14 protein-coding genes are annotated in these 14,479 nt (G+C 70.3%); 3 read left to right on the top strand and 11 right to left on the bottom strand.

Annotated features, from left to right (window positions below; translation table 11 throughout):
- Positions 1 to 96 precede the first annotated feature (96 nt).
- From ACFQVD_RS11870 to ACFQVD_RS11855, 4 genes are all read right to left on the bottom strand, one after another.
- Positions 97 to 1,074, bottom strand: a complete 978-nt coding sequence (locus ACFQVD_RS11870; RefSeq protein ID WP_343980536.1) for a formylglycine-generating enzyme family protein — start codon at positions 1,072 to 1,074, stop codon at positions 97 to 99.
- Positions 1,071 to 3,251 carry an arylsulfatase gene (locus ACFQVD_RS11865; protein ID WP_343980539.1) on the bottom strand — a complete coding sequence of 727 codons (2,181 nt, stop codon included), beginning with the start codon at positions 3,249 to 3,251 and terminating at the stop codon, positions 1,071 to 1,073. The genes ACFQVD_RS11870 and ACFQVD_RS11865 overlap by 4 nt, the downstream gene beginning before the upstream one ends.
- A complete protein-coding gene (locus ACFQVD_RS11860) occupies positions 3,248 to 3,973 on the bottom strand; it encodes an ABC transporter permease (protein ID WP_343980542.1) in 726 nt (241 codons plus the stop codon). The genes ACFQVD_RS11865 and ACFQVD_RS11860 overlap by 4 nt, the downstream gene beginning before the upstream one ends.
- 92 nt (positions 3,974 to 4,065) lie before the next feature.
- Entirely contained in the window at positions 4,066 to 4,890 is an 825-nt protein-coding gene (locus ACFQVD_RS11855) for an ABC transporter ATP-binding protein (RefSeq protein ID WP_343980545.1), read from the bottom strand.
- Positions 4,891 to 5,100: 210 nt separating this feature from the next.
- On the opposite strand from ACFQVD_RS11855, the gene ACFQVD_RS11850 reads away from it, so the two are divergent.
- Positions 5,101 to 5,811 carry a GntR family transcriptional regulator gene (locus tag ACFQVD_RS11850; RefSeq protein ID WP_386368485.1) on the top strand — a complete coding sequence of 237 codons (711 nt, stop codon included), beginning with the start codon at positions 5,101 to 5,103 and terminating at the stop codon, positions 5,809 to 5,811.
- A gap of 147 nt (positions 5,812 to 5,958) precedes the next feature.
- Here the strand turns inward: ACFQVD_RS11850 and ACFQVD_RS11845 are convergent, their stop codons facing one another.
- Complete coding sequence (locus ACFQVD_RS11845; RefSeq protein ID WP_343980551.1) at positions 5,959 to 6,513, bottom strand: GNAT family N-acetyltransferase; 555 nt, start codon at positions 6,511 to 6,513, stop codon at positions 5,959 to 5,961.
- Positions 6,514 to 6,689: 176 nt separating this feature from the next.
- Entirely contained in the window at positions 6,690 to 7,919 is a 1,230-nt protein-coding gene (locus ACFQVD_RS11840) for an isochorismate synthase (RefSeq protein WP_343980554.1), read from the bottom strand.
- 179 nt (positions 7,920 to 8,098) lie between these two features.
- On the opposite strand from ACFQVD_RS11840, the gene ACFQVD_RS11835 reads away from it, so the two are divergent.
- Complete coding sequence (locus ACFQVD_RS11835) at positions 8,099 to 8,953, top strand: SGNH/GDSL hydrolase family protein (protein ID WP_343980556.1); 855 nt, start codon at positions 8,099 to 8,101, stop codon at positions 8,951 to 8,953.
- A 25-nt stretch (positions 8,954 to 8,978) separates the two neighbouring features.
- Here ACFQVD_RS11835 and ACFQVD_RS11830 read toward each other — a convergent pair whose 3' ends face one another.
- The 5 genes from ACFQVD_RS11830 to ACFQVD_RS11810 form a co-directional block, all read right to left on the bottom strand.
- Positions 8,979 to 9,584 carry a response regulator transcription factor gene (locus ACFQVD_RS11830; RefSeq protein WP_343980559.1) on the bottom strand — a complete coding sequence of 202 codons (606 nt, stop codon included), beginning with the start codon at positions 9,582 to 9,584 and terminating at the stop codon, positions 8,979 to 8,981.
- A 67-nt stretch (positions 9,585 to 9,651) separates the two neighbouring features.
- Positions 9,652 to 10,701, bottom strand: coding sequence for a sensor histidine kinase (locus tag ACFQVD_RS11825; protein ID WP_343980562.1), 1,050 nt, complete (start codon positions 10,699 to 10,701; stop codon positions 9,652 to 9,654).
- 142 nt (positions 10,702 to 10,843) lie between these two features.
- Positions 10,844 to 11,569: an ABC transporter permease gene (locus ACFQVD_RS11820; RefSeq protein ID WP_343980566.1), complete on the bottom strand. Its 726-nt coding sequence runs from the start codon at positions 11,567 to 11,569 to the stop codon at positions 10,844 to 10,846.
- Positions 11,569 to 12,426, bottom strand: coding sequence for an ABC transporter ATP-binding protein (locus ACFQVD_RS11815; protein ID WP_343980569.1), 858 nt, complete (start codon positions 12,424 to 12,426; stop codon positions 11,569 to 11,571). The genes ACFQVD_RS11820 and ACFQVD_RS11815 overlap by 1 nt, the downstream gene beginning before the upstream one ends.
- A 255-nt stretch (positions 12,427 to 12,681) precedes the next feature.
- Positions 12,682 to 13,428 (bottom strand): alpha/beta fold hydrolase, encoded by a 747-nt coding sequence (locus ACFQVD_RS11810; RefSeq protein ID WP_343980572.1) that lies wholly within the window; start codon positions 13,426 to 13,428, stop codon positions 12,682 to 12,684.
- Positions 13,429 to 13,511: 83 nt separating this feature from the next.
- Between ACFQVD_RS11810 and ACFQVD_RS11805 the strand changes: the two genes are divergently transcribed.
- Entirely contained in the window at positions 13,512 to 14,468 is a 957-nt protein-coding gene (locus tag ACFQVD_RS11805; RefSeq protein WP_364155065.1) for a helix-turn-helix transcriptional regulator, read from the top strand.
- The last annotated feature ends 11 nt before the right edge of the window (positions 14,469 to 14,479 follow it).

Raw genomic sequence — 14,479 nt, 5'->3', positions numbered from 1 at the left:
TCGCGACGGTCCTGCCCGCAACCCGCGAGCAGAGTGGCTGAGCTTAGTCCGGCGACGCCTGCGAGCGCTGTCTTGAGCATGGAGCGCCGGGAGAGATCATTGTTCGGCATGGGTGTCCTCTGGGGGTGTTCTCAAGAAAGGAGAGGCCGTACGGAGAATGCACCGAAAGCCGAGATGTGAGCTCGACGTGTCGGCGGCCTGGGGGCTGCGAGCTGCCGGTCGGTAGCGTCGGCAGTAGTCGGGGGCGCACAGGTGCGAGCCGCCCTTGGTGACGAAGCGTGGAATACGGGCTTGTGGCATCGTGGGATCCCACGCGTCGTCCGGAACTCGCGGGGGGCCGCAGCAGGGTGACGGGGCCTTCGCTGACCGGCGGGTGGCGGTCCACCAGCTGGTGGTCCACTCCCACACGTTTCCCGTCATGTCGTGGAGGCCGTACCGGTTGGCCGGGTAGGAGCCGACGGGGGAGGTCCCCACCCAGCCGTCCGCGGCGAGGTTCTCCCAGGGGAACCGGCCCTGCCAGGTGTTCGCCCGATACTTCCCGCCGGGGGTGAACTCGTCGCCCCACTCGTAGCGCGCCTGGTGCAGACCTCCGCGCGCGGCGTGCTCCCACTCGTCCTCGCCGGCGAGCTCGGCTCCTCGCCAGCGCGCGTAGGCGCGGGCGTCCTCGATCGTGACGTGGACCACCGGATGGTCCTCCACACCGGCGATGTCACTGCCCGGCCCTGAGGGGTGATACCAGGTGACGCCCGGTACGACCTGCCACCACTGCGAGGCGTCGTTCAGGTCGACTGGATGGTCACCGGGAGTGAACAGCAGAGAGGAGGGGGCTCGCAGGTCAGGAGGCAGGTCGCGGTACACGCTCGCGTCCAGCGGACGTTCCGCGTCGGTGACATGACCTGTCGCCTCGACGAACTCGGCGAACCGCCGGTTCGTCACCGGGCAGGGGTCCATCCAGAAGCCGGCCACGAGCACCTCGCGCGCGGGGGCTTCCTCCGGATACGCGGTGTCACACCCCACGATGGTTCTGCCGCCGGGAATCCAGACCATTCCCTCGGCGGCAGCGGGCCCGGTCATGTGGGACGCTCCTCAAGCAGTCTGAGGTCCAGTCGCAGCAGACGCCCCAGCACCCCAGCACTGAGTACCGGCGAGGCGCTGTCACGCCCAACGGCCAGGCCGAGGAACGAGACGTTGTCGAGCGTCAGGGGGATACGTCCCTCGCCGACGGTCACATCGTCGATGAGCAGCCGGACGCTGCCGCCCCGCTCCCGCGCGGGGCGAAACGAGATCTCCACTCGCGCCGGGACGGTGGGAACGGGCATCCCGGCACTGACACGGGTGCGGTGGCCGAGCGCGTTGTACTCGTAGACCAAGATCCCGTCGATGATGCCGAGCCCGTGCCCGGTGAGCGCGCTGCCCTGGGCGAACACCGTCCCGTCGCCCTCCCCGGCCAGCAGGTCCGCCCGGCAGCTCCAGGCACGCCTCGCCAGGTTGGGGGCGAGGCCGAAGGGAACGTAGGTCGGCGGGTACAGGGTCCACCGGGTGCGCCGGTAGGCGGGGGCGACGTGGCCGCCGTTGAGCATGTCGCGCATGGGACGGTCGTCCAGCGGGAGGATGCCGTTGGCCTCGGCCTCCCGCCACCAGAGCGCGGCCAGTTGCTCGACGAGACGAGGCTGCCGGGCGGCGAGGTCGTGGTGTTCCGAGACGTCGGTATGGAGGTCGTACAGGCGCCACCGGTCCTGGGCGTAGTCCTCACCCGTAACGTGCTCGGCGACGATCTTCCATCGCTCGTGCACCAGCGCCCGGTGACCGAACATCTCGAATGCCTGGGTTCGGCGGCCTGCGGGGACGTCCGGGTTGTCGAGCGCGGGGGCGACGCTCCGCCCGTCCATCGGACGTTGCGGCACACCGGCGATCGACCTCGGCGGGTCGATGCCGACGACGTCGAGGATCGTCGGGGTGATGTCGATGGCGTGCACGAACTGCGTCCGCACCGCCCCGGCGTCTCCGATCCTGTGGGGATAGCGGACCAGCAGCGGCGTGTTGACACCACCGCCGTCCACGTACTGCTTGTAACGCCGGAAGGGGGTGTTGCTCGCCATGGCCCAGCCTGCCGGGTAGTGCGGGGCGGTCGTCCTGCCTCCGGCCGCCTCAAGGAAGCGCTCCGACTCGGACAGCTCCTCCGACAGGCCGTTGTACGGGGCGAGCACCTGCATGGCGCCGCTCCCGCCCTCGTGACTGGCACCGTTGTCGCTCAACAGCACGATCATCGTGTCGTCGAGAACACCGCATCCGCCCAGTGCGTCGAGCAGCCGCCCGATCTGTGTGTCGGTGTGCTCGAGGAAGGCCGCGTAGGTCGCCTGCAGCCGGGTGGCGACGCGGCGCTGCCGGTCGTCGAGGTCGTGCCAGGCCGGTATGTCCTGGGGCCGCTCTGACAGCTCCGTCCCCTGTGGAACGATCCCAAGCTCGATCTGCCGCTGGAGGCGTTCCAGGCGAATCCGGTCCCAGCCGTGCGCGAAGACCTCGTCGTACTTCTCCACCAGGTGCACCGGCACCTGAAACGGCGCGTGGGTCGCGCCGAAGGCCAGATAGAGGAAGAATGGCCGGTCGGCAGCCAGTGAGGTCTGTTCGCGTACGAAGAGTACGGCTTCGTCGGTCAGGTCTTCGGACAGGTGGTAGTCGTCGCCGAAGTCCCGGCGTATCCGTGTGTTGTCCCGGACGAGCTCCGGCGTGTAGTGGTCGGTCACCCCGCCCATGAAGCCGTAGAAACGCTGGAATCCCCGGCCCAACGGCCAGTTGTGGAAGGGGCCGGCGTGCGAGGTCTCCGTCAGCGGCGCGAGGTGCCACTTGCCGACCGCCATGGTCGCGTAACCGTTCGTGTCAAGGATCTGGGCGAGCGTGCCGCAGGTGGCGGAGATCTGGCCACGGCAGTTGGGAAATCCGGTGTCCACCTCGGACAGGAACCGCATACCGACGTTGTGTGAATTCCGGCCGGTGAGGAGGGCCGCCCGGGTCGGGGAGCACAGTGGCGTGGTGTGGAAGTTCCTGAAGCGCAGGCCGTCGGAGGCGAGCCGGTCGATGTTGGGCGTCCTGATCTCCGATCCGTAACAGCCGAGGTCCGCGAATCCGGTGTCGTCGAGGACGATCACCACGATGTTGGGCCGGTTCGAGTGGCTGGGGGTCTCGGGCCACCACGGCGTGGACTCGGTGACGGAGGTGCCGATGACGCCGCGGAACTCTTCCTCGAAGGTCATCGCGCCGGCTCCTGCTCCCAGCGCACGATCAGCTTCTCGGCGACGGCGACGAGCCCGAAGGCGATTATCGCGAGTATCGAGACGACCAACATCGTCGCGTACAGCAGTGTCGTGTTGAAGTCGAACGTCGACTGGATGATCAGGTAGCCGAGCCCCCTGTCCGCGCCGATCCACTCACCCACCACGGCGCCGAGCACGCAGTTCCCTGTTGCGATCTTCAGTGCGGAGAAGATGAAGGGAAGGGCGCTGAACACCCTCACCCGCAGGAACGTCTCCCACGGCCGCGCCGAGAGGATCGCCATGAGCTCCAGCATTTTGGGATCGACGTTCTTGAAGCCGACGATCGCGTTGACCAGCGTCGGAAAGAACGAGATCAACGCCGCGATCACAATCTTGGGTGTGGCGTCGTTGCCGAAGATGATGATGAGGATCGGCGCGATGGCGATGATCGGGACCGTGCGCAGGCCGACCACGATGGGAAAGGTGAGTCGTTCGAGGAACGGGCTCATCACGAAGACGACGGCCAGCGCGATGGCCGCGGCGTTTCCGATCGCGAAGCCCAGGAAGGCCTCCTGCGCGGTCTGACCGGTGTTGGAGTAGATGAGTTCCCAGTTGTCGACAAAAGCGGTAAAGACCTTCGAGGGGGCCGGCACCAGGTAGACGGGCACGGCAAAGGCCCGAACCACGGCTTCCCACAGCGCGACAAACAGGACGAAGCCCATGGCCGGTACGAGAGTCCGCGCGATCGGTGACCGCTTCTTCGACCTCCTTTTTTCCTGGAGGCGGCCGTGCTCACGAGTGCCCGCCTGGACGGTCACAGTTCCTCCTCGGTGAGCAGGCGCCGCAACTGGGCGACGATGCCGGTGAACTGGGGGCTGTCTCGCAAGGACAACTCGCGGGGGTACGGCAGAGGCACCTCCACCGTCGCCCTGACGCGACCCGGTCTGGAGGACATGAGGATCACGCGCTGCCCGAGGAACACGGCCTCCGGGATCGAGTGCGTGACGAAGACGATCGTCGTCTTGCTGGCCTGCCAGATGTCCAGAAGCTGGACATTCAGCCGGTCGCGGGTCAGCTCGTCCAGGGCGCCGAACGGCTCGTCCATCAGGAGAATGTCGGGCTTGGTCACCAGCGCCCGCGCGATGGCGACCCGCTGCCGCATTCCTCCCGAGAGCTGGGACGGGTAGGCCTGAGCGAAGGAGGTGAGCCCGACCACGGCGAGAGCCTCGTCCGGCGACATGCCGAGCTTGCCGCGCACGCGCGACGGCCCGACCTGGGTCGGTAGGAGCACGTTGTCGATGACCCGCCGCCAGGGCAGCAGGGTGGCGTCCTGGAACACGAAGCCAACGCGCCGGTGCGCTCGGGCGGTGCCTGGGCTGTCGCCCAGGACGTTCAGCTCTCCCTCCTCGGGACGCAGCAGGTCGGCGATGAGGCGGAGTGTGGTGGACTTGCCGCAGCCGGAAGGGCCGAGTACCGATAGGAACCCGCCGTGCCCGACCCCGAAACTCACGTCGTCAAGAGCGACGATCCTGTCACCGCCGACGGTGAAGGAGACGGTGACCCGGTCAAGGGCGAGTGCCTCGCGGCTACCGGTGTTAGGTAATGTGTCTGATTTTTCACGCTCGGTCGATCTGTTCATCGCCGCTCAACTCCTATCCGGCCGGCATGTCCGACGCCTCCGATGAGCGGTGGCGCCAAGTTGCCGCTGATAAGGCCATCAGGATAGGTTGGACCTTCTACCTCGTCAATATTCATTCCGGCAGAATCGGTGCTGTCGAATGGGCGGTAGTGGTGTGACCGGAAGCAAGGAAGGGTGGGCCTGATGCCATCACAACCTGCGACGCGATCAGTGCAGCGCACTCAGCGGAGCGCCCTCGTGCGGGAACTGCTCGAACGGTTCCCCGCCGACTCCAAGCTGCCCCCCGAGGTGACCCTCGCCTCCGAGCTCGGGGTTTCACGCAACACGCTCCGCGAGGCGTTGGAGGAGTTACGTGTCCGTGGGCTCGTGGTTCGCCGGTGGGGCATAGGCACCTTCATGGCGAAGCGGCCCGAGCAGATCGAGTACACGCTCTCGGACCTGGTGTCCGTCGAGACGCTGCTCACCGCCGCCGGACGTGTGTGCCGCATCGTCGAGCAGCCCCACGGGAAGGTGCCGGCGGACGACGATGTCGCCACCGCCCTGCATGTCCCGCGAAAAAGCGAGGTCTGGAAGACCGACCGGCTCTACTTCGCCGACGAGATCCCCGTGGTGTGGGTCCACGAGTTCCTGCCCACCTTGCTCGACGGAGTCTCCATCGACCCCCGGGGGGTGGGCGATGACATCCAGGCGTACTTCGCGCAGCAACTCGGTATACCCCTGAGTCATGCCGACGCCTACCTGGAGCCACTGGTGCCGGACGAGAGGACTTCCGAGTTGTTGGACGTCGATTCCTCGACGCTGGTGGTCCGCACCTGGCAGACGATCTATACGGTCAGGGGGCACACCGCGGTGTACGCCGTGGCGACGTTCCGGCCCGACATCCTCCACATCAAGTTCCAGCGTCGCCCCCCTGTCCTGTAGCGCCTGTAGCGCCAGGTGGGCGGGCTGCTGCATGTCGCCGGCCACAGCCGCCGTGTTCTGGCCGTGCTGCGCTATCTCGGCCTCCGACGCCGGATCCCGGCCGGTCGAAGATCGAGGATACGGCGGCCGCCCCGGTACACCCGCCGCTCAGAGCCGGAGCTCGTCCTCCTGGGCCGAGGTGAGGTCGCTGGGCCAGAGCCGGTAGACGTTGAGGCGCGTCTCGTAGTACTTGTCCGTCTCGCCGACCCACTGCATGCCGATGCGCCTGGCCGTGCCGGCGCCGCGCTCGTTGTTCACCCGCACGACCGCGACGAGTTCGTGGGCACCGATGGAGAAGGCCCATCCGGCCAGGGCGCGGCCGGCCTCGGTGGCGTAGCCGTGCCCCCAGAAGTCGGGGGCGAGCTGCCAGCCGATCTCGATGTCCTCCTCGTCGGGCGGCAGGTACCTCAGGGAGAGGCCACCGATGATCCGCTGGTCGGAGTTGCGGACGATCGCCCAGCGGCCGAGCGGGGGTGTCAGGGTTTCACGGTTGCGTTCCCACGCCTCCAGCGTGGCCCGCATGGCCCCCTCACCGTCGAGCTGGTTCATCGCCGGAGACAGCCACCGGGTGACCTCCGGTGTGCCGTAGATGGCCAGAGCGTCGCGGGCGTCCTCGGGACTCCAGTCGCGTACCGTGAGGCGGTCGGTGGTCAGTAACGCCATGGTCTTCCTCTCCCCGGCGAGCGAGCCGGCCGTGCGGCGACGAGAGAACAGCGAGTAGCAGAAAGTGTTGTTTTCTTGCCGGAAATGTCCGATGTGTTGCCCTTGTGAGGGTACGCCCATCTGGCTGCCGTCGACCAGCCGGGTGGGAATTACCCGTTCAGGGGTGATCGCCCTGGTCAGCCCTCCAAGGCGTACTGCATCACCCGGAGCTTGGCCTGGGCCTCGGCGAGCTCGGACGCGGGATCGGAGTCGCCCATGATGCCGCACCCGGCGAACAGCCTGGCCCGGGGGCCCTCGATCTGGGCGCAACGCAGCGCGATCCCCCACTCGCCGTCCCCCCGCGCGTCGATCCAACCGACCGGACCGGCGTATCCGGCGCGGTCCATGCCCTCAAGCTCGCGGATGACGCCGAGCGCGGCCCCGGTCGGGGTGCCGCCGACGGCGGCGGTCGGGTGCATGGCCGCCACCACGTCCAGGACCGAGATCCCCGCCGACAGCCGCCCGGTCACCGGGCTGGCCAGATGCTGGACGTTGGGGAGCACCAGGAGTTCGGGCTCCTCGGGGATCTTCAGTTCGGCGCAGAGCGGGTCGAGCGCCTCCCGTACCGACGCGACCGCGCAGGCATGCTCGTAGCGGTCCTTCTCCGAGGAGAACAGGGCGGCGCCGCGTGCCATGTCGTCCGCCCGGTCGCTGCCCCGCGCGATCGTGCCGGCCAGCACCAGGGACTCGACGGTCTCCCCGGTACGCCGGACCAGCAGCTCGGGGGTGGCGCCGACCAGCCCGGCGCAGGAGAAGGTGTAGCACTCCGGGTAGCGGCCCGACAGGCGGGCCAGCAGCAGGCGGACGTCGATCGCCCGCTCGGCGACGGCGGTCAGGTCGCGGGCGAGCACCGTCTTCTCCAACCGGCCCGACCTGATCCGCCGGACGGCGCGGGCCACGGCGTGCTCCCACTCCGGCGCGCTCAGGCTGCCGTCGCCGTACCGGATCCTGCCGGGGTCGCGGAGCGGGGTGACGGCGTCGAGCCGCTGCTCACCGACGGTGGTCAGCCAGGCGCGGCCGTCGCGGCGGGCGAGGACGGTCCGGGGGACGAGAAGGACCGACCCGCGTGACTCCGGGTCGAAGGTGAACGAGCCGAAGGCGACGGGGCCCGAACCGGGGGTCGTCACGTCGTCGGCGACATCCGCCTCGCCGAAGAGGTCCGACAGCCGGTCACGAGCCCAGTCGAAACGCCGGGGGCCGGGCGGCACCTCCAGACGCAGGGCCTCGCCCCAGGCCACGAGGCCCTCTCCGCGCCTGACCCAGGCATAGGGCGCGGTCTCCGGCAGTCGTGCGAACAGGTCACCGGGGTCGTCGACGGAGGTGGTTCGCACCACGAGAGGACGGGTTGATCCGAGCGCTACACTCACCTCCGCCACTCTATGCCGGAAACTGAACATGTTCGACGGCGGTTCCCCCGTCAGCACGGCCGCCACGCGGTGTCAAGAAAACCAAGGCACTCGGTCAACGGAACCTGCCGTCCTGGCCTGCGGTGATACATCCGAAGCAGACGCGATCTCTCAGCGGAGGTGTCATGCTTCGCAGGACTGTGACAGCACTCACAGGGCTGGCCGCCCTGACGGTCGCCCAAGCCGTTCCGGCCGGGGCGACAGCGGTGGGGCAACCCTGGCGGCCGGTGGTCATGGCGGCGCTCGGAGACTCCATCAGCGCGGGGTTCAACGCCTGCGGGTGGTACGTCACCTGCGCCTCGCGTTCCTGGTCGACCGGCGAGCACCGCGATGTCAGGAGCCACTACCTGAGGCTACGCGCCCTGGACGTGGCACTCGCCGGGCACAATGTGAACCTCGCCGTCCCCGGCTCCACCAGCGCCGACCTGGCCGGGCAGGTGACGCAGGCGGTCGGCCACCGCGCCGACTACGTGACGCTCCTGATCGGCGCCCAGGACGTCTGCGTGTCCGAGGAGCGGCTGATGACCCCCGTGGCCGTCTACGAGAGCCGGGTGGCCGGGGCGCTGGCCCTGCTGCGGGCGGGCAGGCCCGACGCCCGGGTGTTCGTGGCGAGCATCCCCGACATCAGCCGGCTCTGGCAGACCGGTAGGAACAACCTGGTGGCACGCGGGTTCTGGGAGGTGGGCCGGATCTGTCCCACCATGCTGGCGCGCCCCACCTCGACGTCGGCGGCCGACCAGGCCCGCCGCGACCGGGTGCGCGACCGGGTGATCGGTTTCAACGCCGCACTCGCCAGGGTCTGCGCGGCGTACGGCCCGAACTGCCGGTTCGACGGCAACGAGGTGTTCAGGCAGGCGTTCACGCTGAGCCACATCAGCAAGTGGGACTTCTTCCACCCCAACGCCGCGGGTCAGCGGCTGATCGCGGAGAAGACCTACGGCGCGATGCGCGACTGGCTCGCGGAAGAGGAACCGGTGCCCGTCCTCGCCCCCTGAACCGGCGGCCCGGACCGGCCGGTCCTCAGAGCCAGCCGTTGTGCCGGGCGGTGCGGGCGGCCTCGATGCGGTTACGGGTGCCGGTCTTGCCGATCGCGGCGGACAGGTAGTTGCGGACGGTGCTCTCCGACAGGTGCAGCCGCCGAGAGATGTCGGCGATCGTCGCGCCGTCCGCCCCCGCGGCCAGTACGTCCCGCTCGCGATCGGTCAGCGGGCTGGCGCCGGCGCTCAGCGCGGCGGCGGCCAGCGCGGGATCGATCACCTTCTCGCCCGCCAGGACCCGGCGGATCGCCGCGGCGAGATCCTCGACGGGGCCGTCCTTGACGAGGAATCCGGCGGCGCCCGCCTCCATCGCCCGGCGCAGGTAGCCGGGCCTGCCGAAGGTGGTCAGGATCAGCACCCGGCAGCCGGGCAGCCGGTCCCGGAGGCCGGCCGCGGCTTCCAGGCCGCTGATCCCCGGCATCTCGACGTCCAGCAGGGCGATGTCGGGACGTGTGTCCAGCGCGGCGGCCACGACCTCGTCGCCCCCGGCGACCGTGGCGACGACCTCGATGTCGTCCTCCAGGCCGAGAAGCAGGGCCAGCGCGCTGCGCATCATGCCCTGGTCCTCGGCCAGCAGCACCCTGATCATGAAAGCGTTCCTCCTCGGCGGAAAACCAGCGATCTCGAAAGGCTCCTCCCCGGCGGAAGAGCGCCGATCACGGGAGCGTCACCCTCAGCACGAAGCCGTCGCCTCCGCCGGCCTCCAGCGTTCCGCCGAGCGCGACGACCCGCTCGGTCAGGCCGCGCAGGCCGTTGCCCAGGGCCCCCGGGCCGGCCCCCCGGCCGTCGTCGCGGATCTCCAGCACCGTGCCCTCCAGAGTGATCTCGCAGGTGCGGGCGGCGCTGTGGCGGACGACATTGGTCACACCCTCCCGCACGGCCCAGCCCAGCAGGGCGTCCGCCTCCGGCGCGGGGCGGTCCTCGGAGACGGTGACCGTGGCGGCGATGCCCGCGTCGGCCAGCACCGTGCGCGCCGAGGCCAGCTCGGCGGCCAGCCCGCGCCCCCGGTAACCGCTGACCGCGGCCCGCACCTCGGTCAGCGCCTTCCGGCCGACCGCCTCGATGTCGGCCGCCTGCCGAGCCGCCGCCTCCGCGTCGCGGGGGGCCAGCCGCCGTACGGCCTCCGCCTTGACCACCATCACCGACAGGGTGTGCCCGAGCAGGTCGTGCAGGTCGCGGGAGAACCGCAGCCGCTCCTCGGCCACCGCGACCCGGGCCAGCTCCTCACGGGTCTCCTGGAGCTCGGTGATCACGGAGAAGAGCTTCAGGACGACGCTGACCACCAGGCCGCCGGTGGCCGTTCCCCAGGTGGCCAGGGAGATACTCGCCCAGCCGGCTCCCGAATGCCACATCACCGCGGTCAGTGCGAGAGTCAGGACGGTCAGGAGGAGGTAGACGGACCTGCCGCGCAGCACGACCCCGCAGGCGATCGTCATCAGCGGTGCGAGGTAGAACCAGTTCTGCGCCGGCCCCGTCAGCAGCAGGAAGATCACCACCAGCAGCCCGGCCAGGGCCACGGCCGCCGCTCGTCGCCGGCCACGGAAGGACAGCCGGATGCAGAGCACGTACAGGACGGCGAAGCCGACGACGCCCAGCGCGGCCGGCAGCGCCGGCCGCACGTGTCCTTCCACGAGGTCGCTGATCGGGGGGTAGGCGATCAGCAGCCACGGATAGAAGGCGAGCTCCCCGGGCCCCTGCCTTCTCAACCTCCCCGACCACTTCCGTCCGGCCGCTCCCGGCCGTTCCGGTCTCGCCCTCTTCGGCCTCTTCGGCCCCTCCCGCCCGGTGACCCCCGGTCCCTCCGGCTTCCCGCTCATCCGGCCACTCCTATCACGCGGCCCGCGCGATTCACACCACGCGCCCGGCCCGGCGGTAGCCGTACACCGCCAGGACGCCGAAGGCGACCAGCCAGCCGGTCAGGATCAGTGCCACGCCGGCCCCGGGCGCCTGACCGAAGGCGATCTTCCGCGCCAGGTCGGCGTAGGCGAAACTCGGCGTCCACTCCGCGAGCGCCTTCAGCCAGGAGGGGAAGGTCTCGGCGGGCAGCCACAGACCTCCGACGATCGCCAGCGCCAGGTTGGCCGCGATGTTGAGCACGGCGGCGGTCTGGCCGCTGAACCGGTAGCCGATGGCCAGGCCGAGCAGGGTGAAGGGCAGGGAACCCGCCCAGAGCAGCAGCACGATCGAGGCCCACTGCCAGATCTCCAGCCGTACCCCGTTGAGCAGCGCCGCCGACAGGCACACCCCGGCGATCGCGGGCAGTACCACGAGCATCCCGGTGCCCGCCTTGCCGGCGATCACCTGTACCGGCGCCAGGGGAGTGATGCGCAGCTGCCGCAGCCAGCCCGCGGTCCTGTCCTCGGCGATGCCGGCGCCGTTGTTGAAGGCCGAGCCGATCGCGCCGAAGGCGGCCATGCTGACCATCACGTGCAGGACGGCCCAGCCGTGGTCGTCACCCGCCACGCCGAGGTTGGTGAAGAGCAGGTACATCACCACGGGCATGGTGAAACCCATGATCACGTATCCCGGGTCGCGGCGGGCTCTGGCGATCTCCAGGCGGATGTAGCCGAGCATCAGGCGTCCGCTCCCGTCAGTGCGATGAAGGCGTCCTCGAGCGCGGCGGGGACCACCTCAAGGTCTCGTACGGCTCCCGCCTCGGCCAGCGCCAGCACGGTGGCGTCGGCGTCGCGGGTGCGCAGGTGAGCGCGCTCCCCACGGCTCTCGACGGAGGTGACCCCGGGAAGGAGTTCCAGCCAGGCCGTCTCCGGGGCGGAGACGGTGACGCTGACCGTGGTCAGCGAGACCAGGCGCTTGATCTCCCGGCTGGTGCCGTCGGCCACGATCCGGCCTCTGTCGATCACCACCACCCGGTCGGCGTACTCGTCGGCCTCCTCCAGGTAGTGGGTGGAGAACAGCACGGTCCTGCCGCGCGCGGCGAAGGCACGCATGCTCTCCCAGAACTCCCGCCTGGCCCGGACGTCCAGCGCCGCGGTCGGCTCGTCCAGCAGGATCAGCTCCGGGTCCCCGGCCAGCGCCAGCGCGAAGCGGAGGCGCTGCGCCTGGCCGCCGGAGAGCCGCTCCACCCTGCGGCCGGCCAGCTCCTCCAGCCCCGCGACGGCCATCACCTCCCGTAGCGGGAGCGGCGCCCGGTAGGTCCCGGAGACGAAGCCGAGCAGCTCACCGACCGTGGTCCGGGAGACCAGGCCGCCCTCCTGAGGCATCGCCGCCAGCCGTCCGCTCCGGATCGCGGTCTCCGGGGCGCCCCCGAACACGCGTACCGTCCCGGAGTCGGCGGCCAGCAGCCCGAGCAGCAACCGGATACCGGTCGACTTGCCCGCGCCGTTGGGACCGAGCAGGGCGACGGTCTGCCCGGCGGGGATGTCGAGGCTGAGGTCGTCCACGGCGCGTACCGCCCCGAAACGTTTGGTCACGTTATTGAGTGACACCGCGTTATTCGTCATGCGAAAGACGCTACGGAGGGCGCAGGATCCCAGGTAGATCCATCGATCCAGGGCTGCCCGGGACAAATGTCACCCCTCGGTGCTCGCGGAGTTCCCGGCCCGTCACCGGAATCACAGCGTGGAGGCCCCGGTGGACCCTGTGGTGGGGGCATCGGGCGGGGCAGGCCGGCCGCTCTCAGCCTCGCCTGCCCTTTCCCGTTCCCCCCGCCCGGTCGGGCTTTCGTCTCAGACCGCCAGCGCGGCGAGCGCGGCCGCGGTCTCCTCCGGCCTGGAGAACATCGGCCAGTGGCCGGTGGGCACCGCCGCGAAGCTCCACTCGGGTCCGGCGAGCGCCGCGAAGGCCGGGTGACCGGCGTCGATCATGGCGTGCACCTGCTCCAGCGGGAACGAGCACGCGATGAGCGTCTTGGGCAGCGCGTCCGCGCCGCCCTTGAGCACCAGGGGCCGGGTCATCGTCCCGTACGGCTGGGGGGTCGCGCGGGAGGTGAACCATTCGCGCTCGGCCTCGCCCAGCCCCTCCAGGCTGGCCCCGGCCTGCTCCTGCTCCTCCCAGGAGATGAGCGGGTAACCCACCCCGTCGCCCCGCTCGGCGACCCGCTTCTCGATGAACGCCCGCCACTCGGGCTCGTTGATGTCCAACTGGGTCATGCCGTCGGCCAGCGGACCGCCGTCGAGGTAGACGATCCGGGCGACGCGCTCGGGAATCCGGTCGGCCGCGCCGGTGACCGGCGCGCCGGCCCCGCTGTGGGCGACGAGGATCACCTCGCTCAGGTCCGCGAAGACGACGGTGTTCACGATGTCCTGGATGTGGGTCTCCAGATCGACCCCGGGGCCCGCCAGATGCGCTCTGTCGCCGAGCCCGGTGAGCGTGACCGGGTGGACCTCGTGCCCGGCCTCGCGCAGCGGCCGGGTTACCTTCTCCCAGGCCCACGCGCCCAGCCAGAAACCGGGAACCAGCAGGTAAGTGCTCATATCTCAGCTCTCCTTCGTTCGCCTGGTCTCACCCTAGGATCGAACCCGGACAGTATCGGTCCTGATTTTTGAGGAGATCTCGAATGACCGCCGCGAGGGTCCTCGCGCTGCTGGAGCTGCTGCAGGCCGCTCCCGGCCTGACCGGTCCCGATCTCGCCGCCAGGCTGGAGGTGGACGAGCGCACGGTGCGCCGCTACGTGGTGCGGCTGTCGGAGCTCGGCGTGCCGGTCTCGGCCGAGCGGGGCCGCCACGGCGGCTACCGGCTGCTGCCCGGCTACAAGCTGCCGCCGCTGATGCTCACCGACGACGAGGCCACCGCGGTGGTGCTGGGGCTGCTGGCCGGGCGGCGGACCGGGCTGGCGGTGGGGGAGACGGCCACCGAGAGCGCCCTGGCCAAGATCCAGCGGGTGCTCCCGGGGCCGCTGCGCGAGCGCGTCGACGCGATCTCGGAGACGCTGGGCCACACCGGCGCCGCGACGCGGGCACCCGCCCCGAGGGCGGGCCCGCTGCTCGCCCTCGCCGACGCCGCCCGCCGCCGGGTCACCGTCCGGCTGGCCTACCGCTCCTGGCGTGGCGACGCCTCGACGCGCGACCTGGACCCGTACGGCATCGTCTTCCACTCCGGCCGCTGGTACGTCGCGGGACTCGACCACGGCAGCGGGGAGATCAGGACCTTCCGGGTGGACCGGGTGGCGGGCGCCGAGCGCACCGAGCGGAGATTCCCGGGCCCGGACGACTTCGACCCGGTCGCGCACGTGGTCGGATCGCTGTCGGCGGTGCCCTACCGCCACGAGGTCAGGGTGCTGCTGGAGGCCACGCTGGAGGAGGCCGCGGCCCGGATTCCCGCCGCCACGGCGACCCTGGCCGAGACCTCAGCCGGGGTGCTGCTGACCACCAGGGCCGAGCGGCTGGACGGGATGGCCCAGATGCTCGCCGGCCTCGGCTGGCCGTTCACCGTCGTCGCCCCCGCCGAACTGCGCGACGAGGTCAGAGCCCTCGCCGCCCGCCTCCTCGCCTCCGCCGACACCACCCCGCCCTGACCGGGGCTCCT

This window comes from Streptosporangium amethystogenes subsp. fukuiense, assembly GCF_042665875.1.
Classification (GTDB): domain Bacteria; phylum Actinomycetota; class Actinomycetes; order Streptosporangiales; family Streptosporangiaceae; genus Streptosporangium; species Streptosporangium fukuiense.
Note: the sequence above shows the minus strand (reverse complement) of the source record. Positions and strands in the feature narration are given on the sequence as shown.

Excerpts from the sequence above, each read along its gene's own strand:
- ACFQVD_RS11870 (WP_343980536.1), bottom strand. The coding sequence starts at position 1,074 with ATGACCGGGCCCGCTGCCGCCGAGGGAATGGTCTGGATTCCCGGCGGC.
- ACFQVD_RS11865 (WP_343980539.1), bottom strand. The coding sequence starts at position 3,251 with ATGACCTTCGAGGAAGAGTTCCGCGGCGTCATCGGCACCTCCGTCACC.
- ACFQVD_RS11860 (WP_343980542.1), bottom strand. The coding sequence starts at position 3,973 with ATGGGCTTCGTCCTGTTTGTCGCGCTGTGGGAAGCCGTGGTTCGGGCC.
- ACFQVD_RS11855 (WP_343980545.1), bottom strand. The coding sequence starts at position 4,890 with ATGAACAGATCGACCGAGCGTGAAAAATCAGACACATTACCTAACACC.
- ACFQVD_RS11845 (WP_343980551.1), bottom strand. The coding sequence starts at position 6,513 with ATGGCGTTACTGACCACCGACCGCCTCACGGTACGCGACTGGAGTCCC.
- ACFQVD_RS11830 (WP_343980559.1), bottom strand. The coding sequence starts at position 9,584 with ATGATCAGGGTGCTGCTGGCCGAGGACCAGGGCATGATGCGCAGCGCG.
- ACFQVD_RS11820 (WP_343980566.1), bottom strand. The coding sequence starts at position 11,569 with ATGCTCGGCTACATCCGCCTGGAGATCGCCAGAGCCCGCCGCGACCCG.
- ACFQVD_RS11810 (WP_343980572.1), bottom strand. The coding sequence starts at position 13,428 with ATGAGCACTTACCTGCTGGTTCCCGGTTTCTGGCTGGGCGCGTGGGCC.
- ACFQVD_RS11805 (WP_364155065.1), top strand. The coding sequence starts at position 13,512 with ATGACCGCCGCGAGGGTCCTCGCGCTGCTGGAGCTGCTGCAGGCCGCT.